Genomic DNA, 24,237 nt, shown 5'->3' with positions numbered 1-24,237 from the left:
CGGGAGGATGAGCAGGGAACCAGATGACCAGGCGCAGCAGGACGCGCCAGGACGGGACGGGGCGGTGCCGGTGGTGGAGATGAGAGACCGGGACTTCGCGCGGATCGGGGCCGCGTTGGCAGCGCCGGCGCGGGCGAGGATGCTGAACCTGCTCATGGACGGAAGCGTCCGTCCGGCGGGGGAGCTGGCTCGGGCGGCGAAGGTGAGTCCCTCCACCGGATCGGAGCATCTGGCGGTGCTGGTGGAGACCCGGCTGGTCACCTGTACGGCTCAGGGGAGGCGTCGCTGGTACGCCCTTGCGGGTCCGGAGGTGGCAGAGGCATTGGAGGCCCTTGGGGCGGTCAGCGAACCTACAGAGGTTCACAGCTATGCGGTCAGCCGTGAGGCCGCACGGCTCGCGGAGGCCCGATTGTGCTACGACCATCTGGCGGGTCGACTCGGTGTGGCGATCACCGACGAATGGCGACGTCGCGGCTGGCTGACGGGGGACCAGCTGGCACTCAGCGACCGCGGAGCGGAGGGCCTGTCAGCCCTGGACGTCGACGTCTGCGCGGCAGGAGAGGCCAGGCGCCCCACCACGCGGGCCTGCCTGGACTGGACCGTGCGTCGGCCCCACCTGGCGGGAGCTCTCGGCGCAGCAGTGGCCACGCGTTTCCTCGATGCCGAGTGGGTGCAGAAGCACCGCGCCGGCCGTGGGCTGACGCTCACGGAGTCTGGGCGCGGGCTTCTGCGAGATGCCTGGGGGCTCGTCCTCGACTGAGTCCAGGTGGTCGGATCCTCAGCGCATGTTGACGAACTGCAGGGCCGCGTCATCGAAGTCCTTCAGCATCGTGATGACCTCCTGGAGGTCGTCACGCGACTTCGAGGTCACGCGCAGCTCATCGCCCTGGATGGTGGCCTTGACCGACTTGGGGCCCTCATCCCGGATCTGCTTGGTGATCTTCTTCGCGGTGGGCTGGTCGATGCCCTCCTTGATGGCTCCCTCGATCCGGTACTCCTTGCCGGAGGCGAAGGGCTCGCCGGCGTCGAAGGACTTCAGGGAGATGCCGCGCTTGATGAGCTTGGAGCCGAACACGTCCTGCACGGCCTTGGCCCGCTCCTCCGAGTTGGCCTTGATGAGGATGTTCTCCCCGGAGAAGTCGATCTCCGCGCCGGTGCCGCGGAAGTCGTAGCGCTGAGCGATCTCCTTCTGCGCCTGGTTCAGGGCGTTGCTGACCTCCTGCTTGTCCACCTTAGAGACGATGTCGAAGCTGGATTCCTTGGCCATAGATCCTCCTGTTGCTCGGGGTCGTCGTCGACGTCGAGTCTATCGACGTCCACGGACGGCGAGGTGAGGTGAGCGGCGAAAGCGGCTCAGACGAACGTCGCCTCGCCCAGCTCCCCGACGGCGGCGCGACGCACCAGCTGCGCCAGCTCGGCCAGCACGGCGTCGTCCTCCGGCAGCTGCGCCACCGAGAAGCGGAGCAGGCCGGTGGGCTGCTCCGTGACGTGGCTGGCGGCGCCGACGTCGGCCACCACCCCCTGGCCGCTGAGCGCCAGGGCCGCAGCGCGCTCGTCGGCGACCTCCACCCACACCGCCCAGCTGTGGGTGCCCGCGCGGGCGGTCAGTCCGGCGGCTTCGAAAGCCTCCAAGGCCAGTCGTCGGCGGGTGGCATAGTGTCCCCGCGCGGAGGTGAGACGGTGAGAGACCACCGGGTCCCGCAGCAGCTGCACCAGCGCATGCTGAAGGATCCGCGAGTTCGAGGCCACGCCTCCGGACCGGTGACGCACACAGCGATGCACCAGCTCCCGGGGCCCCGCCAGGGCCGAGGTGCGCAGATCCATGCCGAACGCGCGCTCGAATCCGAGCACCCGCACGGTCCGTTCGGGGAACAGCGCATCCAGGGAAGGGGCAGCCCCCGGGCCCAGCGGTCCCAGCGGATCGTCCTCGATGATCAGCACCTCCGGGGCGGCCTCCAGGGCGGCCTCCAGGGCGAGCCCACGCTCTGGGGTGAGGGTGTGGCGATCTGAGAATGCACCGCCGGGGGAGTGCACGAACGCGACCGCGCCGGCTTCGAGGGCCTCGGAGAGACGCTCCGGGACCGGACCCTGCTCGTCCACCGGGACCCCGACCGCCCGCAGGCCCATGGACTGCAGCACGGAGAGGTAGCCGGGGGACGTGGGCTCCTCCACTGCGATGGTGTCCCCGGACTCCGCCGCAGCGCGGGTGGCCAGCCACAGCGCCTCGGTGCCGGAGCTGACGGTGACGAACTCCCGCGGCTGGTCCGTCAGCCGCTTCTGCAGCTCCTTCTGCAGCTCCGGAAGCATATGCTCCCGTCCCCAGGCGTTGATGCCGGGCTGCTTGAGAGCTTTGGCCAGAGCTTCGTCCAGCGGCGGCAGCAGATGAGGGTCAGGACTGCAGTAGAGCAGGTCCACACCGGACCAGCCGGCGAACTCGCCACCCAGGGGGTCGGCGCCCTCGATGATGCGGGTGCCGCCCCGGCGTCGGGTCTCCACGAGCCCACCTTCGCGCAGCAGCGCCCAGGCCTGGGCGACCGTGCCGACGCTGACTCCGATCTCGGTGGCGACGTCGCGGACGGTGGGCAGGCGCATCCCGGCGGTGAGCACGCCGGCGGCGATGAGTTCGCGGATCTGCTCGGCGATGCCGGCCGGGCTGCGTTCGGTCAGGGAGCGGGCCAATGACTCGGCTTCGACGTCAGCCACGAAGCCTCCTAGGTTCTGGGCATGGGTGAACAACGGGGCAGGGCCAGCCTACTGGCAAGTCGTGACAGGCGGACGGGGACGTCCCGGAGCGACCGATTCGAAAAATCGCGAGGTCTTGGGTAAAGTTGTCTGGTGCCGACGACGGCACCACGGCAGATTACCCGAGCGGCCAAAGGGGGCTGACTGTAAATCAGCTGGCATTGCCTACGGGGGTTCGAATCCCTCATCTGCCACCCACTGGAAAGGCCCGGACCACACGGTCCGGGCCTTTCTCGTGCCTGGGGTCTCACAACTCGTCGGGCGTCTCCGGTGCTTTGAGGCCCCGGACCATGGACACTGGTGTCATGGGGCACCGGGGGAGAGGACGCAGGTGGGGCCGTAGTCGCCTCGCACTGACGGGGACGGCTGCGGCCGTCCTGCTGGCTGGCTGTGTGCCGCTCGGCGAGCCGACCGGCCGTTCCGCCGTCGTCGATCTGCGGCAGACCGACGACCGTGACGCCGCGGTCGCCGACCTGGAACTGGAGGACGGGCGGATCCTGCGCGTCAACGCTGGAGAGGCGAGCCTGGCCGAGGACGTCACCCTCACGCTGCGGCCCGACGCCGACGCCGACCGATACGTGGTGCTGATCTCCTCCGCACGAGACGTCGTCTTTCCCCGGGATCCGGGCCCGCCCACGGTCGACGGAGTCACCCTGCACGTGAGTCCGTTCGACCTGCCCTGGGAGCGCGGAGAGATCCTCTACGCCGACGCGCCGCGGGTCACGGTGCTGAGCGTCCCTGCCGGGGAGGACGTTCCGGTCAGCGCGGCCGGAACGCACGTCGAGACCCTGTGCCTGGCGGTCACCGACGCTGAGGAAGTTGCGTTCTCGTCCTTCGAGGACCACTACCCCCTGCCGGGGATGCTGCTGGAGGTGGTGATCCGCAGCTCCGAGGCGGCCCTCGAGCTGACCTGCACCGAGGCCGACCCTGCGGCCGAGCCGTTCGACGGGATGGCCTGGGCCGCCGAGCAGAACGGCATCGAGCTCCCACCGGAGACCGAGCGGCCGTTCAGTGCTCTGCTGCCGAGGCGCAGCCACGAGGCCGCAGAACGGGAGGAGATCGAGGACGGCGCGCAGGACCGCCACCTGCTCGAGCTCGTCAGCACGGCTCGGGACGAGCTGCGCCTGAGGGTCCCGTCCGATTCGGACACCCTGCGGACGGTCACTGCGGTGCCGGTGTGGCTGTGGGGGCCGGAAGATGAGGTCCACACCCTCGCACCCGGGGAGACGCTGCACCTCGAGCTGCCGGTGGACCCGGCGCTGCGAGACCTCGCCCAGGAGGCGGCGATCTGCCTGGAGGCACAGGAGGGCGACGAGGAACCCGTCCTCTGGTGCGTGGACTGAGGCGCGCACCAGGACTGCACACGCCAGGACTGCGCACGCCAGGACTGCAGACCGCAGGCCTTTCGCCGGCGGCTTAAGCGGGCGCCGGCGACTGCTGCGGGGCCGACAGCGCCGCCGGTGTCGCGTATCGTGGCCGCCATGGCTACCACCGACATCACCGCCGAGGAGTTCCAGAAGACCCTGGAGGACAATGACATCCTCCTGGTGGACTTCTGGGCCGACTGGTGCGGCCCGTGCAAGCAGTTCGCTCCGATCTACGAGCAGGTCTCCGAGGAGCACCCGGACGTGACCTTCGCCAAGGTCGACACCGAGGCGGAGCAGGAGCTGGCCGCCGCGGCGAGCATCACCTCCATCCCCACTCTCATGGCCTTCCGCGAGAAGGTGCTGGTGTTCTCCCAGCCCGGCGCGCTCAATGCCGAGCAGCTCAACGAGGTCATCACCGCGGTGAAGGGCCTCGACATGGAGGAGATCCACCGGCAGATCGCCGAGGACCAGGCCGAGGGCCAGCAGCAGGGCTGACCTTTCCCGTCATCGTCCCCGGTGGTCCGCAGGATTGAGCCGGGGCCCGAACGTCTGGTGCCGGTATCCGCTCAGCCGGATGAGCCGCACCACCCGCTGGCGGTGTCCCCGCCACGGTTCGAGGATCCGCAGCATGCCGGCGTCGTCGGTCCTGCTCCCGGTCAGCGCCTCGCCCACCAGGGCGGGCAGGTGATAATCACCGACCGCGGGCAGGTCGGCGGCGCCGTGCGTGCGTTGCAGGGTCTCTGCGACGGTCCAGACCCCGACGCCGGAGATCGCCGTCAGCCGGGACTGCAGGTCCTCCAGTGATGCCGCATCGCCGGGGCACGCCGCGAGTCGATGCAGCGCGGAGGCACGCTCGGCGATCCGCAGGACCGTGGCCGCCATCGGCGGCTGCACCCACATCTGATGCCAGCGCCAGGACGGAATCCGGCGGAGCTGTTCGCCGGTCAACGGCAGCCGCATCCAGTCCGGCGCCGGTCCGGGCGGGCGCTCTCCATGCCGGCGCAGCAGCTCACGCCAGCCGTGCCGGGCCTGGTCATGGGTGACCTTCTGCTCCAGGGTCACTGTCACCAGCTGGTCCAGCAGCTGGCCGGTGGCCGGCAGCCGGACCCCGGGGTGCCGGCGACGGATCCGCGCCAGGGCGGTCGACTGGTCGTCGCCGAGGGCGTCGATCAGGAGGTCGAAATCCTCCCAGCCCTCGTCCTCAGCGCCCAGCAGCGCGGGCACACGCTCCAGCGCTGCCGTGGCGAGCTCCTCGGAGGATGCCTCGACGCCGGCGCACCACAGGCGGGCGCGCACCCGGGAGACGTCCAGCTGATCCAGCCGGAGCAGGACCTGGCCCAGTTCGCGGGAGGACTGCGGAGACCACATCCTGAAGCAGGCCCACGCCCCCGCTCCCGAAGTGCCGGCGGCCCCACCCCTCCAGACGCCGGGATCCACCCGGAACGCCGGGTCCCCGGAGCCCCGCTGGATGATCCCCAGGGTGCGCGGCAGATCCACCGGCCCCGCCATGTCGACGACTGCCTCGCCGTCGGGCGCCCACGGCCGCGCCGAGTCTTGGGTCAGGGGCTGGTGCGTCACTTGTCCATGGAAGCACAGCGGACTGACATGTTGCGCCGTGAGTCCCCCAGGGGAGGGGCCCCGGAGACGCGTCGGTCCGCGCCGGTAGGCTGGCCTCATGAGATATGCCCAGTCCGTCGTCGACCTCATCGGCGGCACCCCGTTGGTGAAGCTGAACCGCATCACAGAGGGGATCTCCGCCACCGTGCTGGTGAAGCTGGAGTACCTGAACCCCGGAGGGTCCATCAAGGACCGCATCGCGCTGAAGATGATCGAGGAGGCCGAGGCCGACGGGAGGCTGAAGCCCGGCGGCGTCGTCGTCGAACCGACCTCCGGCAACACCGGGGTCGGCCTGGCCCTGGTGGCCCAGCAGAAGGGCTACCGCAGCGTCTTCATCACCGTGCCGAAGGTCGCCCAGGAGAAGCGCGACGTGCTGCGTGCCTACGGAGCCGACGTCGTCGTCGGCCCCAACGGCGTGCCCGCGGAGTCGCCGCTGTCCTACTACGGGATCTCCGACCAGATCGCCGCCGAGATCGACGGCGGCTACAAGCCTGACCAGTTCTCCAACCCCGCCGCGCCCGCCTCCCACTATGAGACGACCGGACCGGAGATCTGGGAGGACACCGAAGGCCGCATCACCCACCTGGTGGTCGGCGCGGGAACCGGCGGCACCGTCACCGGCACCGGTCGCTACCTCAAGGAGGTCTCCGCGGACCGCGAGACCGGGCCGGTGCGCGTGGTCGTCGCGGACCCGGACGGCTCCATCTACTCCGGCGGCGAGGGCCGCCCGTACTTCGTGGAAGGCGTCGGCGAGGACGTCTGGGTGCAGAACTACGACGCCTCCGTCCCCGACGAGAACCACGCCATCACCGACGCCGAGTCCTTCGCCATGGCCCGTCGGCTGGCCACCGAGGAGGGACTGCTCGTGGGCGGCTCCTCCGGCACCGCGGTGGCCGCGGCGCTGAAGGTCGCCGCCGATCTGGGGCCCGACGACGTCGTCGTCGCGGTGCTGCCGGACTCCGGCCGCGGCTACCTGGGCAAGATCTTCAACGACCAGTGGATGATCGACCACGGCTTCGGCGAGGTGGTGTCCACCTCCACCGGCACCGAGATCAGCGTGGCCAGCCAGGACGAGATCAGCACGGCGGTGCGTGAGGGCATCATCGGTGCCGACGCCGCCCCTGCCCCCGGCACCGGCGCGAAGGACCCCGCCTCCACCACGGCCGCCGACGTGCTCGCCGCCAAGCGGACCTCCGTGGGCGAAGCGCTGCCCGAGGTGATCTCCATCCCCCGGACCACGTCTTTGCGGGAGGCGGTGTCGGTGATGAACCGGTACGGGATCGACATCGTGCCCGTCATCGACCAGCCCGGGCGGGTCGCCCGCATCGGTGAGGTCTACGGCATCGTCGACGTCGAGCGCCTCTCCGAGGACCTCATCGTGGGCCACGCCGACCCCCGAGACGAGGTGGCTCAGCACCTCAGTGCGGACCTGCCTCTGGTCGGCATCACCGAGACGGTGCCGCAGATCCTGGCGAAGCTCCGGAAGAACCCGACCCTGCTGGTGGCTGAGAACGGCGACATCGTCGGCGTGCTCACCCGCAACGACCTGTTGGCGCACCTCAGCGGTGCTTAAGGAGGACCGATGACCCACCACGACGACGCCCACCGCGCTCGCGGATTCTCCACCGAGGCGATCCACGCCGGCCAGGACCTCGACGAGGTCTTCGGCGCAGTGGTCCCGCCGCTCCACTTCTCCACCACATTCGCGCCCGACGGCATCGGGAACCTGCGCAACGGCTATGACTACGGCCGCGCCGGCAACCCCACCCGCACGGCCCTGCAGAATCAGCTGGCCGCCGTCGAGGGCGGGGGGCACGCCTTCAGCTTCGGCTCCGGGCTGGCCGCCGAGGACGCCGTCATCCGGGCCGTGATGCGCCCGGGACAGCGAATCGTGATGGGCAACGACGCCTACGGCGGCAGCTACCGGCTGATCAGCCGCATCCATGGCGACTGGGGCATTGCGAACACTCCGCTGGACCTCAACGACCACGAGCGGGTCGCCGCCGAGCTCGACGGCGACGACGCGACCCTGCTGTGGGTGGAGACCCCGTCCAACCCGCTGATGACGGTGGTCGACGTCCCGGCCCTGGCTGAGATCGCCCACGCACGCGGGGCGCTGCTGGTCGTGGACAACACGTTCGCCACCCCGTACCTGCAGCAGCCGCTGGCCCTCGGTGCGGACATCGTGGTGCACTCCACCACCAAGTACATCGGTGGGCACTCCGACGTCGTCGGCGGTGCCGTGGTGCTGGGCTCCGACGACGCCGCGGCAGACCTGGCCGAGAAGGTCGCCTTCCAGCAGTTCGCCGTCGGCGCGGTCTCCGGACCGCTGGACGCCTACCTGACCACCCGGGGGCTGAAGACCCTCGGGGTCCGGATGGACCGGCACTGCAGCAATGCTCAGGCCGTGGCGGAGCACCTGGTGGGCCATCCGGGCGTGGAGCGGGTGCTCTACCCGGGTCTGCCGGACCACCCGGGCCACGCGCTCGCGACGAGGCAGATGAGCGGTTACGGAGGCATGGTCTCCTTCCAGCTGGCCGGCGGGGAGCCCGCGGCGCGGAAGGTCGCCGAGGCCACCCGGCTGTTCGTGCTCGCCGAGTCTCTGGGCGGCATCGAGTCCCTGATGAACTACCCGCATGAGATGACGCACGCCTCGGTGCGCGGCACCGAGCTGGCCGTGCCGGAGAACCTGCTGCGTCTCTCGGTGGGCATCGAGGACGTGGCCGATCTCATCGACGACCTGGACGCCGCGCTCGCCGGACTCTGAACCGACACGTTCGGAAATGCCTCCGCGGTGCGGGCCCTTGTCGGCGCAGATGCGCGCTCATAAGGGCCCGAGCCGCGGAGGCATGCTGCGTCGCAGAAGTGCACCAGAGGCAGCGTCAGTGGTGCACGTTTCTCTTGGCCGGCAGCGCCGCGCCCCGTGCCGGCTCGACTGTCCAGAGTGGAGCGGGACGAATCCTTCACGCCCGGCTGTGGCCGATGGGTCTCCACGAGAGAGGGCTCGCGGAGTCGACCGTCAGTCTGGTCGAGATGATCGACGGCTCGGAGACGGAGGTGCATGGGGAGTCGGGGCTCCCCGTGACGGACTGCTGCCAGGAGATCGTCTGAGGTGGATTCCCGGGTCTGCGCCAGCGTCCGGCTCACCTGCTCGGGCGGGAGCTGGACTCTTGCCTCCCACGGGTGATCGACCGAGACCTCCCCGATCAGGGACTCACCGCCCGTCGCCTGAGCCTTCCCGCGTCCGCCGACCTGGCAGGCAAGCTGTTCGAAGCGCTGGCGACGCTCACTGTTCGTGCCATTGCGGAGGCTCATGGCGCTCGGGTGACGCATCGTCGGTCGCATGACTCGTGTGAGGAGGTCGACCTCATCGTGGCGGGAGAAGATGCCCGACGACGTCGTGGACCTGGTGGTGGTGACGACAGGGAGACGTGCCTCTCGTCGACGAGACGGAATCGCCGTCGTCCCTGTGGCTCTGCTCGGGGACTGACTGTCCGGGTGCTCCGGGCCGACAGCCGGCTTCCCGAGTGGGACCTCTGGTCTGCTTAGACTGTCGTCCATGAGCCTCGACCACGCCTCCTCTCCGACCTGTCTGGCCGCCGCCGCGCAGCGTCTGGGCCTGACCGGGACTGTCGACGCCGTCTGCGTGGTGGACCAGCTGATTCGGGACGACCCCGGTCCGGTCGGGGTCACCGGCATCGACAAGCGTCCGGTCAGCGGGCCCGTGATGGTGCGCAGCCTCGGCCTGCACGGCGACTTGCAGGCGGACCGGAAGCACCACGGCGGGGAGGAGAAGGCGGTCTACGCCTATGCGGCCGACGACGCCGTCTGGTGGGCCGAGCAGCTGGGCCGGGACATCTCGCCCGGCAGTTTCGGGGAGAATCTGCGGATATCCGGGTCCGCGGGTGAGGATTTCGACGTCGACGGCGCGTTCCCGGGTGAGCGCTGGCGGGTGGGGGACCGGCTCGTCCTGGAGGTCACCCGGCCTAGGATCCCGTGTGCGACCTTCGGGCGCTGGATGGACCAGCCCGGCTGGGTGAAGCGGTTCCTGCAGGCCGGACGTCCTGGCACCTACTTCCGCGTGGTCACCCCCGGAGAGGTCCGCGCCGGCGACCCGGTGGAGGTCATCGCTGCGGCGGAGGCCCCGGAGCTCACCATCCGAGAGATCGCCCTGGCCAAGGGCCCGACGGCGGCCCGCCCGAACGACTGAGCCGCGCAGAGAGCCTCCCCGACCCGCCCTCCTCTTCCGCGAGTTGGTCTGGAGTTTCGGGTACTCGACTGGATCGAGTCGAGTACCCACAACTGCAGACCACCTCAGCATGTGGGATCGAGCCGAAGGTGTGGTGGGGAGGCTCAGAGTTCCCAGGTGCCCTGGTGGTACCTCAGGCGGGGTTCGGGCGTCGTCTCCCACAGAGAACAGTGTCGGCTTCGCCGTCCGGAGACCGGGTCGGTGAGACGGTAGGTCAGCAGCACGAGACCCGGGCCCACGTCGTCGGCCCGCCGTTCCTCCGGCACCGGAGGGGCGGTCCGCTCCTCGTGGGGCAGGGCGTCCAGGATCTCTTCGCGGCTCACGTGCCGGCCAGACCTGCCGATCTCGTGGAAGTCGGGGTGGAGCAGCACGTCGAGCCGGCGGCGGTCCGCGCGGACGGTGGGTGCGAGCAGCTCCGTCTCGAGGGTCTGCAGGTGGCCATGGTCCATCCGGCCAGTGTGCCACTCAGCGTGATGTTGGTCTCCTGATTGGGGAAAATGCGACGGCGTCCCCTACACTTGAAGAGCATTCTCCGGAAGATCCCGTCTTCTCTTGCTACTCCAGCATCTCTGCACCGATGATCGGTGCGCGCCGACAGGTTCGGCGCCCGAGAGGCTGTCGAGGTTCGTGTGTGTTTTCACGGGTCGACTCCGGAGCCCACCAGTGGCCGCAGAGTCCCCGTCCCGTCACGCCCCATCAGAGCATGTGCACCCTGCCCTGCCCTTGACATGACTGTCGAGCAGAGGTGGTTGACGCCCGTGTGCAGAGGGCCGCGTACGGGGATTCGAGGCCGCCTACCAGATGAAGGAGCCTCAACCCATGAGCACCCCCACCATCACGACGACGGACGCCCCCGAGACCTTCGAGGGTGCTGCCGACGCAGAGCACGCAGAGACGGTTCACGCAGAGACCTCCACGGAGACCCCGGCTGAGGTCGCTGTGGAGACCCCGGCAGAGACTCCGGAGAATGCCGCCACGCAGGATGCTCCCACGCAGGAACAGCCGAAGCAGGAACAGCCGAAGCAGGAAGGCCCCCGCTTCGCGGATCTGGGCCTGGACGCCCGTGTCCTGGCCGCCACTGAGCGGCTCGGCTACGAGACCCCCTCACCCATCCAGGCCCAGACCATCCCGCTGCTGAACGAGGGCCGCGATGTGGTCGGCCTCGCCCAGACCGGCACCGGCAAGACGGCCGCGTTCGCACTGCCGGCTCTGACCCACATGGCCCATGCCGCCGACGCCGGCGAGCTGGGCACCGCCCCCTCCACCCTGGTGCTGGCTCCCACCCGTGAGCTGGCCCTGCAGGTGGCCGAGGCCTTCTCCACCTACGCGGCCGACGTCGACGGCATCACCGTGCTGCCGATCTACGGCGGCGCCCCCTACGGCCCGCAGCTGGCGGGCCTGCGCAGGGGTGCGCACGTCGTGGTTGGTACGCCCGGTCGTGTGATCGACCACCTCTCCCGCGGCTCGCTGGACCTCTCCGAGGTGCAGCACCTGGTGCTGGACGAGGCCGACGAGATGCTGCGCATGGGCTTCGCCGAGGAGGTCGACCAGATCCTGGAGCAGACCCCTGCGGACAAGCAGGTGGCGCTGTTCTCGGCCACCATGCCCCGGGCCATCCGCCGCATCTCCCAGGACTACCTGAACGACCCGGTGGAGGTCTCGGTCAAGTCGACCACCTCGACGTCGTCGACGATCCGTCAGCGCTATGTGCAGGTCCGTCACTCCTCCAAGCTGGAGGCGCTGACCCGCATCATGGAGACCGAGGCGCACGACGCCGCCATCGTGTTCGTGCGCACCCGCTCGGCCACCGAGGAGGTCGCCAACCGGTTGGGGGCCCGTGGGTTCCGCGCGGCCGCCATCAACGGCGACATCCCGCAGAAGCTGCGCGAGACCACGGTGGAGAACCTCCGCTCCGGCCGTGTGGACGTGCTGGTGGCCACCGACGTCGCGGCCCGCGGCCTCGACGTCGAGCGGATCAGCCACGTGTTCAACTACGACATCCCGCTGGACACCGAGTCCTATGTGCACCGGATCGGCCGCACCGGCCGCGCCGGACGCTCCGGCGAGGCTGTGCTGTTCGTGACCCCGCGGGAGCGCCGCCTGCTGCGCGCCATCGAGAAGGCCACCCGCCAGAAAGTGGAGCCGATGTCCATGCCCACCGTGGCCGATGTCAACGCCTCCCGCCTGCAGCGGTTCTCCGAGAAGATCACCCAGACCCTGGCCTCCGAGGACCTGGAGGAGTACCGCGGGCTGGTGAGCTCCTATGTGGCCGAGCAGAACACCCCGGCCGAGGACGTGGCCGCCGCTCTGGTGGCCATGGTCCACGACGGGCGTCCGCTGCTGCTGGACGAGAACGGCACCGACGAGCTGGTCCGCGAGGCTGAGCGCGCCGGGCGTGAGCGGGACGACCGCCCCGAGCGGGGTCCGCGTGCCGAGCGTGGGCCGCGGGCTCCCCGCGAGGCCGGTCCTGGCAACGCCATGTACCGGATTGCGCTGGGTCGTCGCGACGGCGTCGCGCCGGGCCACATCGTGGGCGCCATCGCCAACGAGGCGGAGATCCCCGCCAAGAAGATCGGCGGGATCGACATCCGCAACACCCACTCGCTGGTGGAGCTGCCCGATCACCTCTCCAGCGCGCAGTGGGAGGCGCTGTCCAAGACCCGGATCGGCGGCGAGCTGATCCGCCTGGAGAAGGACTCCGGCGCCGGCTCCGGCGCTGGCTCCCGTGGTGGAGACCGCGGTGATCGCGGCGACCGTGCTGACCGCGGCGACCGTGGCGACCGGGGACCGCGCGGCGGGCACCGCAAGGGCGGCTTCGGCGGGGACAAGGGCGACAAGCGTCGCAAGCCCCGCTGGCGCTGAAACTCAGCAGGACCCCTCCAGGGTTCTGTGACGGACGTCTCTCTGCCTCGATTTTCTCCCGACGGGAGCTGGTGGTAGAGTTTCATGCCGTTGCCCCAATAGCTCAGTGGTAGAGCGCAGTCTTGGTAAGACTGAGGTCCCGGGATCGATTCCCGGTTGGGGCTCTGAATGAGAGCCCGCGCGGCGCTTCCGGCGCGGCGCGGGCTTTCTCATTCGTGGCGGTGTAGCTCAGCTGGTTAGAGCGCACGACTCATAATCGTGAGGTCGCGGGATCGAGCCCCGCCACCGCTACTACATTCGACGCCCCCGAGTCCCCCTGGACGCGGGGGCGTCGTGCGTTGTCGGCCGGGCTATGCTGAGCGCATGTCGACAGCCTCAGATCTGACCTCCGTCCTGCTGCACCATCTGAGGTGCTCGGTGGGGGTGGAGCCGGCCCGCGCCCAGCTGCTGGACTGGCGCCTCGCCCTGGCCCACACCCTCCGCGAGCAGGCCACGGACTCGTGGCTCGACTCCGCCCGGCGCACCCGGGAGGACGGGCTGAAGAGCGTCAACTACCTCTCCATGGAGTTCCTGCCCGGTCGCCTCCTCGAGGACGCCGCCATCAACCTGCGGCTGCGGGACTCTGTCAGCGCCGCCTTCGACGACCTGGGAGTGAGCTTCGCCGACGTCGTCGCCGGCGAACCGGACCCCGCGCTCGGCAACGGCGGACTGGGGCGTCTGGCCGCCTGCTACCTGGAGTCCATGGCCACCCTGGCGTGCCCCGCCCACGGCTACGGGCTGCGCTATGAGCGCGGCCTGTTCCGGCAGCACTTCGAGGACGGTCGGCAGGTGGAGCGCCCGGATGAGTGGCTCACCTCTGGCGATCCGTTCAGCCTCTCCCGCCCTGCCACCGCCTACGCGGTCCCCTTCGGCGGGGAGGTCTCCGACGACGACGGCGGCACGGCCTGGCGGCCGGAGACCCGCCTCGTGGCCGCCGCCCACGACACCCCGGTGATCGGCTACGGCGGTGGGTGGGTCAACACGCTGCGCCTGTGGTCGGCGCTGCCCGCCGCAGACCTGCTGGATCTGGACCGGTTCAGCGCCGGCGACTTCTTCGGCGCCGCCGAGACGGAGACCTGGGCGCGCACTCTCAGCCGGGTGCTCTACCCGACCGACACCACCGACCTGGGGCGGCGCCTGCGCCTGTCCCAGGAGCACTTCCTCACCTCCGCCTCGGTGCAGGACGTGCTGCACCGGTTCCTGGAGACCCAGCAGGATCTGCGCCGTCTTCCCGAGCACGCCGCCATCCAGATGAACGACACGCACCCGGCCCTGGCCGGCCCGGAGCTGATCCGTCTGCTGGTGGACGAGCACGGCGTCGGCTTCGACACCGCCGCCGACCTGGCCGTCCAGGTGCTCGGATACACCAACCACACCCTGCTGCCGGAGGCCCTGGAGATGTGGCCGGTGGATCTGATGCGCCACCTGCTGCCCCGTCACCTGCAGATCATCGAGCGGCTGGACCAGCGCGTCCACGAGGTCCACGGGAGTGCGGCAGACGACGTCCACCTCATCGAGCACGGCCACGTGAAGATGGGGGAGCTCGCCGTGGTGACCAGCCACCGGGTCAACGGCGTCTCCGCGCTGCACACGGACCTGGTGCGCCGGAACCTCTTCCCCCACCTGGAGGCCCTCACCCCGGGCCGCATCCTCAATGTCACCAACGGGATCACGCCCCGGCGCTGGCTCGCCCTGGCCAACCCCGCACTCGCCGATCTGGTCACCGAGACCATCGGCCCCGGATGGGAGACGGATCTGGACCGGCTGCGTGAACTGGAGCCCCACGCGGAGGACCCGAACTTCCTGGAGGCCTTCGGACGCACCAAGCATCTGGCCAAGCACCGCCTGGCCACCTGGCTGGACGAGGAGCACGGCATCGAGCTGCCCCTGGAAGCGCTCCTCGACGTGCAGGTCAAGCGCCTCCACGAGTACAAGCGACAGCTGCTGAACATCCTGTGGACCGTCTCTCGCTGGCAGCGGATCAAGGCCGACCCCGGCGCGGACTGGGTGCCGCGCGTCAAGATCTTCGGAGGCAAGGCGGCTCCCAGCTACACCGCGGCCAAGGACATCATTCGGCTGATCAACGACGTCGGGGCGGTCATCAACAGCGATCCCGAGACCCGGGAGAGGCTGCGGATCATCTACCCGCCGAACTACAACGTCACCATGGCGGAGAAGCTCATCCCCGCCGCCGACCTCTCCGAGCAGATCTCCACGGCTGGGATGGAGGCCTCGGGCACCGGGAACATGAAGTTCGCGCTCAACGGGGCGCTGACCATCGGCACCCTGGACGGCGCGAACGTGGAGATCCGCGAGGAGGTCGGGGCGGAGAACTTCTTCCTCTTCGGCCTCACCGCGGACGAGGTCCTCGCCCGGCGTGAGCAGCCCGGCCACGCTCGTGCGGCGATCGAGCAGAGCCAACCGCTGCAGGACGTCCTGCAGGCGATCGCGGAAGGCACGTTCAGCCCCGAGGAACCAGCGCGCTACAGCGGTCTCGTCGACCACCTGTGGAACAGCGACTGGTTCCTCGTCGCCTCCGATTTCGACGCTTACAATTCCTCCCAGGAGCTGGTAGACATGTCCTACCGCGATCCGTTGCGGTGGCAGCGGATGGCAGTGACGAATGTGGCACGGATGGGCAGCTTCAGCTCCGACCGCGCAGTACGGCACTACATGAGGGAGATCTGGAACGTACCCCCGGCGCAGTAGCCGCCGTCCTGTCGACGAAAGGCCCCGGCCATGTCCCCACCGGCAGATCCGCACCGATTCAGCCCCGTGCTGGGAGCGCTCGACGAGCACCTCTTCGCCGAGGGAACGCACCACCGGCTGTGGGACGCGCTCGGCGCACACCTCATCACCCATGAAGGGGTCGACGGCGTGCACTTCGCCGTCTGGGCCCCCAACGCCTCCCGGGTCGCCGTGGTCGGGGACTTCAATCACTGGAACCCTGACGAGCATCCGATGCGGCCGGTCGGGTCCACCGGGGTGTGGGAGACCTTCGTGCCCGGCGTCGTCGAGGGCACCGTCTACAAGTACGACCTCCACGACCGAGACGGTCACCATCTGCCGCAGAAGGCCGACCCGGTGGGCTTCGGCGCCGAGCACCCGCCCGCCACCGGGTCCGTGGTGCGCCGCCTGGACGCCCACCACTGGCAGGACGACCAGTGGCTGGCCCGCCGAGCCGAGGCGAACGCGGTGACCAGCCCCATCAGCGTCTATGAGGTCCACCTGGGGTCCTGGCGGAGGGTCGACGGCGTCCGCCCGCTGTCCTACCTGGAGCTCGCCTCGCAGCTGGTGGACTACGTCGCCGACATGGGCTTCACCCATATCGAGGTGCTGCCGGTCAGCGAACACCCCTTCGACGGGTCCTGGGGCTATCAGCCGGTGGGCATGTATGCGCCCACCATCCGCTACGGCACCCCGGCGGAGTTCGCGGCCTTCGTGGACGCCGCCCACGCCCGGGGGCTGGGAGTCATCGCCGACTGGGTGCCCGGACACTTCCCGACCGACGAGCACGGGCTGGGACGGTTCGACGGCACCGCACTGTACGAGCACCTGGACCCCCGTCAGGGATTCCACCCGGACTGGAAGACCTACATCTACAACTACGGGCGCCCCGAGGTGCGCGGCTACCTGGTGGCCAACGCCCTCTACTGGATCGACCAGTATCACCTGGACGGGCTGCGGGTCGATGCGGTCGCCTCCATGCTCTACCGGGACTATTCACGGGCGGAGGGGGAGTGGGTCCCCAACCGGGACGGCGGGCGCGAGAACCACGAGGCCATCGACTTCCTGCGCGCCACCAACGTCGCCGTCTACGGCACCCACCCGGGGACGGCGATGACGGCCGAGGAGTCCACCTCCTTCCCGGGGGTGACCCGCCGGGTGGACCATGACGGTCTGGGCTTCGGGTACAAGTGGAACCTCGGCTGGATGAACGACTCGCTGACCTACTTCAGCCGCGACCCGGTCCATCGGAAGTATCACCACGACGACCTCACCTTCGGGCTCTCCTACGCCTTCAGCGAGAACTTCGTGCTGCCCATCAGCCACGACGAGGTTGTCCACGGGAAGGGCTCCCTGTACCAGAGGATGCACGGCTCGCATGCGGACAAGCTCGGCGGGCTGAAAGCGTTCTTCGGCTACATGTGGGGCCACCCGGGGAAGAAGCTGCTGTTCATGGGGCAGGAGTTCGGCCAGCCGGCCGAATGGGACCACGACGGCGAACTGGACTGGGGCGTCCTCCACGACCCCGGTCACGCCGGTGTGCAGGCCCTGGTCCGGGACCTGAACCGGATCTACCGGGAGCAGCCGGCGCTGCACCGCTGGGACTCAGACGCCCGCGGGTTCTCCTGGCTGTTGGTCGACGGAGCCGACGACCAGGTGGTGGCCTGGACCCGACGGGGAGAGCCGGGTGATCCGCATGTCGTCGTCGTGCTGAACCTGGCCCCCGTGGAGCGCACCGGCTACCGGGTCGGGTTCCCCGTCGCCGGGCGCTGGCGGGAGGCGCTCAACACGGACTCCTCCGCATACGGCGGCGGCGATCGGGGCCACGGCGGTGCCGTGGAGACGGAGCCGGTGCCCGCGGTGGACGAGGCGCAGTCGGCGCTCCTCACCCTTCCCCCTCTCTCGGCCATCTACTTCGTGGAGGATCACTCATGAACACCAGCATCGAGCCGGGCGCACCAGCCCGGCTGAGCAGTCAGGCCATGGCCTTCGTGCTCGCCGGCGGCCGGGGCAGCCGCCTGGAGGAGCTCACGGACCGCCGGGCGAAGCCCGCCGTGCACTTCGGGGGCAAGACCCGCATCATCGACTTTCCGCTGTCCAACGCGCTGAACTCGGGCATCCGGAAGATGGCGATCGCCACCCAGTACAAGGCTCACTCGCTGATCCGCCACATGCAGCGCGGCTGGAGCTTCTTCCGTGCCGAACGCAACGAGTACCTGGACATCCTTCCGGCCAGCCAGCGTGTGGAGGAGAACAAGTGGTACCTCGGCACGGCGGACGCCGTGACCCAGAACATCGACATCGTGGACGACTACAACGTCGAGTACGTGATCGTGCTCGCCGGGGACCACGTGTACAAGATGGACTACGAGGTCATGCTGCGTCAGCACGTGGAGAGCGGCGCGGAGGTCACCGTCGGCTGCCTGACGGTTCCGCGGGAGGAGGCCAGCGCCTTCGGGGTGATGCACATCGATGAGCGGGACCGGATCATCGACTTCCTGGAGAAGCCGGCCGATCCGCCCGGCACCCCCGACGACCCGGACGTCTCCCTGGCATCGATGGGGATCTACGTCTTCGACTGGCAGTTCCTGCGCCAGCTGCTCATCGAGGACATGCATGACCCGGACTCCAGCCATGACTTCGGTCACGACCTGATCCCGCAGCTGGTGACCCGAGGTGCGGCCTATGCGCACCGCTTCAGCGAATCCTGCGTGATGAGCGGCCTGGAGACCCGTCCCTACTGGCGGGACGTGGGCACGATCGACTCGTTCTGGCAGGCCAACATCGACCTCACCGAGTTCGTGCCGCCGCTGGACCTCTATGACCAGAAGTGGCCCATCTGGACCTACGCCGAGCAGACGCCGCCGGCGAAGTTCATCCACGACGAGGAGGACCGCCGGGGCCAGGCGATCCAGTCGCTGATCTCCGGGGACACCATCATCAGCGGCTCCGATGTGCACAACTCGCTGCTGTTCACCGGGAACCGGGTGCACTCGTACTCGACGCTCGACCACGTCGTCGCGCTGCCGTACGTGGAGGTGGGCCGGCACGCCCAGCTGAGCCGCTGCGTGATCGACAGCCGGGTCCGCATCCCGGACGACCTCGTGGTCGGGGAGGACCCGGAGGAGGATGCGAAGTGGTTCCGGCACACGGACAAGGGGATCACGCTCATCACCCAGGACATGCTGGACCGCCGGGCCGCCGCGCTGGAGTAGTCTGGTGCTCCTCCTCTGAAAGGACGTCCCGTGACCGCCGTGCGTCGTCGTGTCCTCTCCGTCGCCTCGGAGTGCGCACCCCTGATCAAGACCGGCGGGCTCGCCGACGTCGTCGGGGCGCTTCCGGGCGCACTCGAGCCCTGCGGCTGGGAGTCCCGGGTGCTGCTGCCGGCCTACCCGCAGGTGCTCGATCAACTCGACGGTTCCCGCCGCGTATGGGCCGAGGACGACCTGTTCGGCGGACCCGCCTGCGTGCGCTCGGGCACCGTGGACGGGCTGCCGATGCTGCTGCTGGACGCTCCGCACCTGTTCCAGCGGCCCGGCGGCCCCTATGCCGACGGCCAGCAGGACCACCCGGACAACCATGTGCGGTTCGCCGCGCTGAGCTGGGCGGCCGCGCAGATCGCCCAGGACGGGGTCGACGACGGCGCGGGGGAGCCCTGGCGGCCGGATCTGGTGCACGCCCATGACTGGCAGGCCGGGCTGGCGCCGTCGTACCTGAAGTATGCCGGCGCCAGCGTGCCGACCGTGATGACCATCCACAACATCGCCTTCCAGGGGATCTTCGGGGAGGACCAGCTGGATCGGCTGCGCCTGCCGCGCTGGGACTTCCACCCGGAGGGGATCGAGTACCACGGGGCGGTGAGCAGCCTGAAGGCGGGGATGATGCACGCTTCCCGGGTGACCACGGTCAGCCGCACCTATGCGGAGGAGCTCACCACCCCCGCGTTCGGCTTCGGCCTTGAGGGCGTGGTCGCCATGCGTCGCCGCCGCGGCGAGATGCACGGGATCGTCAACGGCATCGACACCACCGTGTGGGATCCGGCGCAGGACCCGCACATCAGGCCGTACTCGGCGGAGGCCCCCGCGTCCAAGGCGGCCAACCGGGCGGCGCTGCTCCAGGAGTTCGGGCTCGCCGAGCCCACCGGGCCCCTGGCCGTGGTCGTCACCCGCCTGACGCACCAGAAGGGCGTGGACCTGCTGCTGGAGACTCTGCCCGGTTTCGTGGAGGCCGGCGGTGCGGTGGCGGTGCTCGGCTCAGGGGACCCCGCCTATGAGCAGGGCCTCCGAGAGCTCGCCGCCCGACGGCCTGACGCGGTAGGTGTGCGCCTGGGCTACGACGAGCCGCTGAGTCACCGGATGTACGCCGGAGGGGACCTGGTGCTGGTGCCCTCACGGTTCGAGCCGTGCGGCCTCACCCAGCTCTACGGCCTGCGCTACGGGGCGCTGCCGCTGGTGGCCTCCACCGGCGGGCTCCGGGACACGGTCGTCGACGCCACGGTGGAGAACCTGGCCGCGGGCACCGCCACCGGCTTCCTGGTCACCGAGCTCAGCGCCGCCGGCCTGGCGGACGCGCTTGGCCGGGCGCTGCGGCTCCACCAGGACCAGCGGGCATGGGGTGCGGTCCGGCAGACCGCCATGACCAGCCCGGTGGACTGGTCCTCCTCGGCGCAGCAGTACGCCGCCCTGTTCACGGAGCTGGTGCGGTGACCCGTCGTGTCACGCCCGGCCGTTCCTGGCCGCTGGGCATCACCCTGTCCGAGGACGGCGCGAACGTGGCCGTCTGGGCCCCGGAGGCCGAGTCCGTCTGGCTGTGCCTCGTCGACGGCGAGCAGGAGGAACGCGTCCTGCTGCCCTATGCCGACGGCGGCATCCGGCATGCTCACATCTCCGGCCTGTCCGCAGGCATGCGGTACGGGCTGCGCGCCGACGGGCCCTGGGCGCCGGAGCAGGGGCTGTGCTTCGATGAGCGGAAGCTGCTGATCGACCCCTACGCCCGCGCCCTCGACGGCCCCGTCCGGTGGCACCCGGAGATGGCCAGCGGCTCCGAGGAGGACAGCGCGGCCGTGATGCCCAAGGGCATCATCGTCGCGGACGTGGGCGGGCGTGAGGCTCAGACCGGCGACGCGGAGGTCCCGGATCCTGCGGCGAACCGGCCGCGCCACGACGTCGGCGACCTGATCATCTATGAGGCGCATCTGAAGGGCCTCACCGCCGCGCATCCGGAGGTGCCGGACGAGCTGCGCGGCACCTACGCCGGATTCGCCCACCCGGCGATCGTCGACCACCTGGTGGAGCTGGGTGTCACCGCCGTGGAGCTGCTGCCGCTGCAGGCCTTCCTCGACGACGAGCACGTGGTCGGGCGTGGCCTCACCAACTATTGGGGGTACCAGCCGATCGCTTGGCACGCGCCGGAGCCGCGCTACGCGCTCCACGACGCCGACGCTGAGCTGCGCACCCTGGTGCACACCCTGCATGAGGCGGGCATCGCCGTGTTCCTGGACGTGGTGTACAACCACACCGGGGAAGGCGGCGACGGCGGCCCCGTCCTCAGCCTGCGCGGCCTGGACGCCGGATACTACCGCCGGCACGAGGGCTCCCACATCGATGACACCGGCACCGGCAACACCATGGCCACCGAACACCCCATGATGCTGCAGCTGATCCTCGACAGCATGCGCCACTGGGTGACGCGCTACGGGATCGACGGGTTCCGCTTCGACCTGGCCACCGCCGTGGCCCGCGGGCCGGCAGGCTTCGACGCCGCCGGCGCGTTCTTCCAGACCGTGCGGCAGGACCCCGTGCTCGCCGGGGCCACGCTGATCGCCGAGCCCTGGGACCTCGGCCCCGACGGCTACCAGCGCGGCGCCTACCCGCACCCGTGGTCCGAGTGGAACGACGGCTTCCGTGACGACGTGCGGCGCGCCTGGCGCGGGGACCAGGACGCCGTCCGGGCCCTCGGCGCACGTCTGCTGGGCTCTGCCGAGACCTTCGACCACTCGCGGCGCGCCCCCACGGCGTCGATCAACTTCCTCACCGCCCACGACGGGTTCACCCTGGCCGACGTCGTCTCCTACGCCGAGCGGCACAATGAGGCCAACGGCGAGGACGGCCGCGACGGCCACAGCGAGAACCATTCTGACAACCTCGGGGTGGAGGGCCCTACCGACGATCCCGAGATCCGCGCCGCGCGATCGCGCAGGGTGCGGGCGATGCTGGCGACCCTGTTCGTCTCCCAGGGGGTGCCCATGCTGCTGGCCGGGGACGAGATCGGCAACAGCCAGGGCGGCAACAACAACGCCTACGCGCAGGACAACGAGATCGGCTGGGTGGACTGGACGGACCCGGACCACGAGCTGCTGGACCTGATGCGAGGGCTGACCGCGCTGCGCCGGCGGCTCCCGGTGCTGCGGCAGCGGGCCTTCCTGCACGGAGCAGCCCGGTCCGACGGCGCCCCAGATGTGCTGTGGCTCAGCGCGGACGGTGAACCCGCCACGGAGGAGCACTGGCAGGACCCCGAGCTTCGCACCGTCATCGCGGTGCTGCGCGGCGCCGCCGGAGACCCCGTGGGGGAGACCCTCACCGGGGCCGTGGCGGTCGTGCTCACCGTGGGTGAGGAGACGACGGTGCGCCTTCCCGGCGACGGGCCATGGCAGCTGGAGGTCGACACCGCCGGTGAGGCACGTCCGGAGGGTGAGGATGCCGGCGTGTGGAGGATCGGCGGCCAGTCGGCGGCGGTGTTCACCTCACCGGGACCATGACGTGCCCGCCGGAGGGGCGGTGCTCACCGCTGCTGTGACGCCGCGAGACGTCGCGTTCATCGGAGTGTCACACATCCGTCCTAGGCTGAGTGCCCAGGACTGCAGGCACCCTCCGGAAGGACGTCCTCGATGAGCCCCGAGAGCCCCGAGCTCCCGCCCGCCCTGGTGGCAATCTCCCACGGCACCTCCGACGCCGCCGGTCAGGCGGTGGTCCGTCGGCTGGCCGACGACGTCGCCGCGGCGGCCGAGGCCCGTGACCTGGACGCCCCGGTGCGACTGGGACATGTGGACGTCCAGGACCCGGACGTGCCCGCCACGCTGGCGCAGCTCCCCGAGTCCCTGCCCGCTGTGGTGGTGCCGGTGCTGCTCTCCGCCGGTTACCACGTCCACGTGGACCTGAGGAAGGAGACCGCCGACGTCGGCCGTGAGGTCCCCATCGCCGGGGCCCTCGGCCCGGATGACCGGCTCGTGGACATCCTGGTGCGCCGCCTGGCGGAGGCCGGCGCGTCCCCGGGCACGGACCGGATCATCCTGGGGGTGGCGGGCTCTTCGGACCCGGCCGCCGTCGAGGACTGCCATGAGATGGGCCGCCGCCTGTCCGCGCGCCTGGGGGCCGACGTCGAGGTGGCCTTCCTCGCCGCAGCCCAGCCCACGGTGGCCGGGGCCGTCGCCGATGCCCGGCAGGCCCGCGACGCTGCGGGGGAGGGTGGGCGCGTCGTCGTCGCCAGCTACTTGCTGGCCCCCGGCTACTTCCAGACCCTGCTGGAGAAGGCGGCCGGCGACGTCACCACCGCGCCGCTGCTGCCCGCTCCGCAGGACGCGGGGGCGCCGCCGGCTTCCCCTCCGGAGCTGGTGGACATCATCCTGGACCGGTACGCCGCGGCCGGTCCAGCACGCCGGTGAAGATCGCGGCGGCGACGACGACGGCCCACAGGCACACCATCAGCACCCAGGTCGTGTGAAGCCCGGGCATGATCTCCTGAAGCTGGTTCGCCAGCGGAGTCCACACCATCCTGGCCGGAAGGGCGACCACCACTCCCGCGGTCACACCGGTGACCAGGTGCAGGTGCCCCAGCCGCCGCAGCAGCAGGCTCAGTGTCCCGGCGAGCAGTCCGGAGACGCCCAGGACCAGCACCAGCAGCCCGAGGATCGCCGCCAGGGCGGTGGGCGACCAGGGCCAGGGATGGTTCCCGAAGGCCAGGCCGAGGCCCAGCCCGAGGGGTGATGCGCAGAGGGCTGCCAGCGCCGCCGTCGCCGGGGTGCCGACCAGCCGAGCGGCCGGACGCGCAGCGGGGCGCCGACCCGCGGGGAAGCGAGGCATGGCGTGGGGGCCGCGACGGCCGGACGGGAGCAGGTCTGGCAGCCCACAGGCCAGCAGGACGAGCACCCAGAACTGGACATGGTGCCAGAGAGAGTCGGGTGTGTGGACATCCGGCGACGTCAGGACGGTGACCACAAAACGCAGCGAGTCCAGCAGCAGGAAGCCCACGACGCCGAGGGCGGCGAGCAGCGCACTGCCCGTGAGCGCGCGGATCAGAGCGGCGATACCCGCCGCCAGCACAGCGATGAGGCTCAGGGTCAGCCAGCCCTCCAGATGGAAGGTCAGCCAGCGGAAGGAGGAGGGTGCCGCCGCGTGGAGACTGACCGCAAAGATGACGGTGTCGACCGTGGCGGCCAGCAGGGCCAGACCGATCCGCTGCCACAGCAGCATCGGGGCAGATCCGAGGCGCGGCGGCAGGGAGCCGGGGGCCGGTCCGGCCCCGATTCCGGATTCGTCGGGCGCCGGGACTGCCGGGTGCTCCGGCGGCCGGCGGTGAGACTGGTCGGTCATCGGCTTCTCCTCGGGGAGTCGTGCGTGCAGCGTGTCCCCGGACCCT

The 24,237-nt window shown here is 70.2% G+C and carries 18 protein-coding genes and 3 tRNA genes; 16 read left to right on the top strand and 5 right to left on the bottom strand.

Annotated features, from left to right (window positions below; genetic code table 11):
• Positions 1-7 precede the first annotated feature (7 nt).
• Positions 8-760, top strand: coding sequence for a helix-turn-helix domain-containing protein (locus Q7C18_RS05735; RefSeq protein ID WP_311024557.1), 753 nt, complete (start codon positions 8-10; stop codon positions 758-760).
• An 18-nt stretch (positions 761-778) separates the two neighbouring features.
• On the opposite strand, the gene Q7C18_RS05730 is transcribed toward Q7C18_RS05735, so the two are convergent.
• Positions 779-1,267, bottom strand: coding sequence for a YajQ family cyclic di-GMP-binding protein (locus Q7C18_RS05730; protein ID WP_070158358.1), 489 nt, complete (start codon positions 1,265-1,267; stop codon positions 779-781).
• Positions 1,268-1,353: 86 nt separating this feature from the next.
• On the bottom strand, positions 1,354-2,703 hold the full coding sequence (locus Q7C18_RS05725; protein WP_311024556.1) for a PLP-dependent aminotransferase family protein: 1,350 nt from the start codon (positions 2,701-2,703) through the stop codon (positions 1,354-1,356).
• Between the two features lie 151 nt (positions 2,704-2,854).
• Here Q7C18_RS05725 and Q7C18_RS05720 point away from each other — a divergent pair.
• The 3 genes from Q7C18_RS05720 (at position 2,855) to trxA (ending at position 4,604) form a co-directional block, all read left to right on the top strand.
• Positions 2,855-2,936 (top strand) — tRNA-Tyr (locus tag Q7C18_RS05720).
• Between the two features lie 198 nt (positions 2,937-3,134).
• A complete protein-coding gene (locus Q7C18_RS05715) occupies positions 3,135-4,085 on the top strand; it encodes a hypothetical protein (RefSeq protein WP_311024555.1) in 951 nt (316 codons plus the stop codon).
• Positions 4,086-4,223: 138 nt separating this feature from the next.
• Entirely contained in the window at positions 4,224-4,604 is a 381-nt protein-coding gene (gene trxA / locus Q7C18_RS05710) for a thioredoxin (protein ID WP_070161199.1), read from the top strand.
• A 9-nt stretch (positions 4,605-4,613) separates the two neighbouring features.
• On the opposite strand, the gene Q7C18_RS05705 is transcribed toward trxA, so the two are convergent.
• A complete protein-coding gene (locus tag Q7C18_RS05705) occupies positions 4,614-5,687 on the bottom strand; it encodes a 3-methyladenine DNA glycosylase (protein ID WP_311024554.1) in 1,074 nt (357 codons plus the stop codon).
• 97 nt (positions 5,688-5,784) lie between these two features.
• Between Q7C18_RS05705 and Q7C18_RS05700 the strand changes: the two genes are divergently transcribed.
• The 3 genes from Q7C18_RS05700 (at position 5,785) to Q7C18_RS05690 (ending at position 9,936) form a co-directional block, all read left to right on the top strand.
• Entirely contained in the window at positions 5,785-7,299 is a 1,515-nt protein-coding gene (locus Q7C18_RS05700; protein ID WP_311024553.1) for a pyridoxal-phosphate dependent enzyme, read from the top strand.
• 9 nt (positions 7,300-7,308) lie between these two features.
• Positions 7,309-8,493, top strand: coding sequence for a cystathionine gamma-synthase (locus Q7C18_RS05695; protein WP_311024552.1), 1,185 nt, complete (start codon positions 7,309-7,311; stop codon positions 8,491-8,493).
• A 792-nt stretch (positions 8,494-9,285) separates the two neighbouring features.
• Positions 9,286-9,936 carry an MOSC domain-containing protein gene (locus tag Q7C18_RS05690; protein ID WP_311024551.1) on the top strand — a complete coding sequence of 217 codons (651 nt, stop codon included), beginning with the start codon at positions 9,286-9,288 and terminating at the stop codon, positions 9,934-9,936.
• A gap of 143 nt (positions 9,937-10,079) precedes the next feature.
• Here the strand turns inward: Q7C18_RS05690 and Q7C18_RS05685 are convergent, their stop codons facing one another.
• Complete coding sequence (locus Q7C18_RS05685) at positions 10,080-10,424, bottom strand: nuclear transport factor 2 family protein (protein ID WP_311024550.1); 345 nt, start codon at positions 10,422-10,424, stop codon at positions 10,080-10,082.
• A gap of 370 nt (positions 10,425-10,794) precedes the next feature.
• Here Q7C18_RS05685 and Q7C18_RS05680 point away from each other — a divergent pair, with 370 nt between their 5' ends.
• The 9 genes from Q7C18_RS05680 (at position 10,795) to Q7C18_RS05640 (ending at position 23,263) form a co-directional block, all read left to right on the top strand.
• Positions 10,795-12,837 carry a DEAD/DEAH box helicase gene (locus tag Q7C18_RS05680; RefSeq protein ID WP_311024549.1) on the top strand — a complete coding sequence of 681 codons (2,043 nt, stop codon included), beginning with the start codon at positions 10,795-10,797 and terminating at the stop codon, positions 12,835-12,837.
• A gap of 92 nt (positions 12,838-12,929) precedes the next feature.
• Positions 12,930-13,001 (top strand) — tRNA-Thr (locus Q7C18_RS05675).
• Between the two features lie 53 nt (positions 13,002-13,054).
• Positions 13,055-13,128, top strand: a tRNA-Met gene (locus tag Q7C18_RS05670).
• A gap of 72 nt (positions 13,129-13,200) precedes the next feature.
• Positions 13,201-15,585 carry a glycogen/starch/alpha-glucan phosphorylase gene (locus Q7C18_RS05665; RefSeq protein WP_311024548.1) on the top strand — a complete coding sequence of 795 codons (2,385 nt, stop codon included), beginning with the start codon at positions 13,201-13,203 and terminating at the stop codon, positions 15,583-15,585.
• A 30-nt stretch (positions 15,586-15,615) separates the two neighbouring features.
• Positions 15,616-17,538, top strand: coding sequence for a 1,4-alpha-glucan branching protein GlgB (glgB, locus tag Q7C18_RS05660; RefSeq protein ID WP_311024547.1), 1,923 nt, complete (start codon positions 15,616-15,618; stop codon positions 17,536-17,538).
• Positions 17,535-18,818 carry a glucose-1-phosphate adenylyltransferase gene (gene glgC / locus Q7C18_RS05655; RefSeq protein ID WP_139827771.1) on the top strand — a complete coding sequence of 428 codons (1,284 nt, stop codon included), beginning with the start codon at positions 17,535-17,537 and terminating at the stop codon, positions 18,816-18,818. Before glgB ends, glgC begins: the two co-directional genes overlap by 4 nt.
• 30 nt (positions 18,819-18,848) lie before the next feature.
• A complete protein-coding gene (gene glgA, locus Q7C18_RS05650; RefSeq protein WP_311024546.1) occupies positions 18,849-20,309 on the top strand; it encodes a glycogen synthase GlgA in 1,461 nt (486 codons plus the stop codon).
• The gene (gene glgX / locus Q7C18_RS05645) at positions 20,306-22,360 is read left to right on the top strand and encodes a glycogen debranching protein GlgX (protein ID WP_311024545.1); all 2,055 of its coding nucleotides are present in this window, start codon (positions 20,306-20,308) and stop codon (positions 22,358-22,360) included. Before glgA ends, glgX begins: the two co-directional genes overlap by 4 nt.
• Before the next feature lie 129 nt (positions 22,361-22,489).
• The gene (locus Q7C18_RS05640) at positions 22,490-23,263 is read left to right on the top strand and encodes a CbiX/SirB N-terminal domain-containing protein (protein WP_311024544.1); all 774 of its coding nucleotides are present in this window, start codon (positions 22,490-22,492) and stop codon (positions 23,261-23,263) included.
• Here Q7C18_RS05640 and Q7C18_RS05635 read toward each other — a convergent pair.
• Positions 23,220-24,191 carry a hypothetical protein gene (locus Q7C18_RS05635; RefSeq protein WP_311024543.1) on the bottom strand — a complete coding sequence of 324 codons (972 nt, stop codon included), beginning with the start codon at positions 24,189-24,191 and terminating at the stop codon, positions 23,220-23,222. The two genes, Q7C18_RS05640 and Q7C18_RS05635, sit on opposite strands and share 44 nt — an antisense overlap.
• Positions 24,192-24,237: the final 46 nt, after the last annotated feature.

Source organism: Nesterenkonia sp. CL21 (genome assembly GCF_031705515.1).
In the GTDB taxonomy this organism is placed as follows: Bacteria; Actinomycetota; Actinomycetes; order Actinomycetales; family Micrococcaceae; genus Nesterenkonia; species Nesterenkonia aethiopica.
This window is presented reverse-complemented; position numbering and strand designations above follow the sequence as displayed.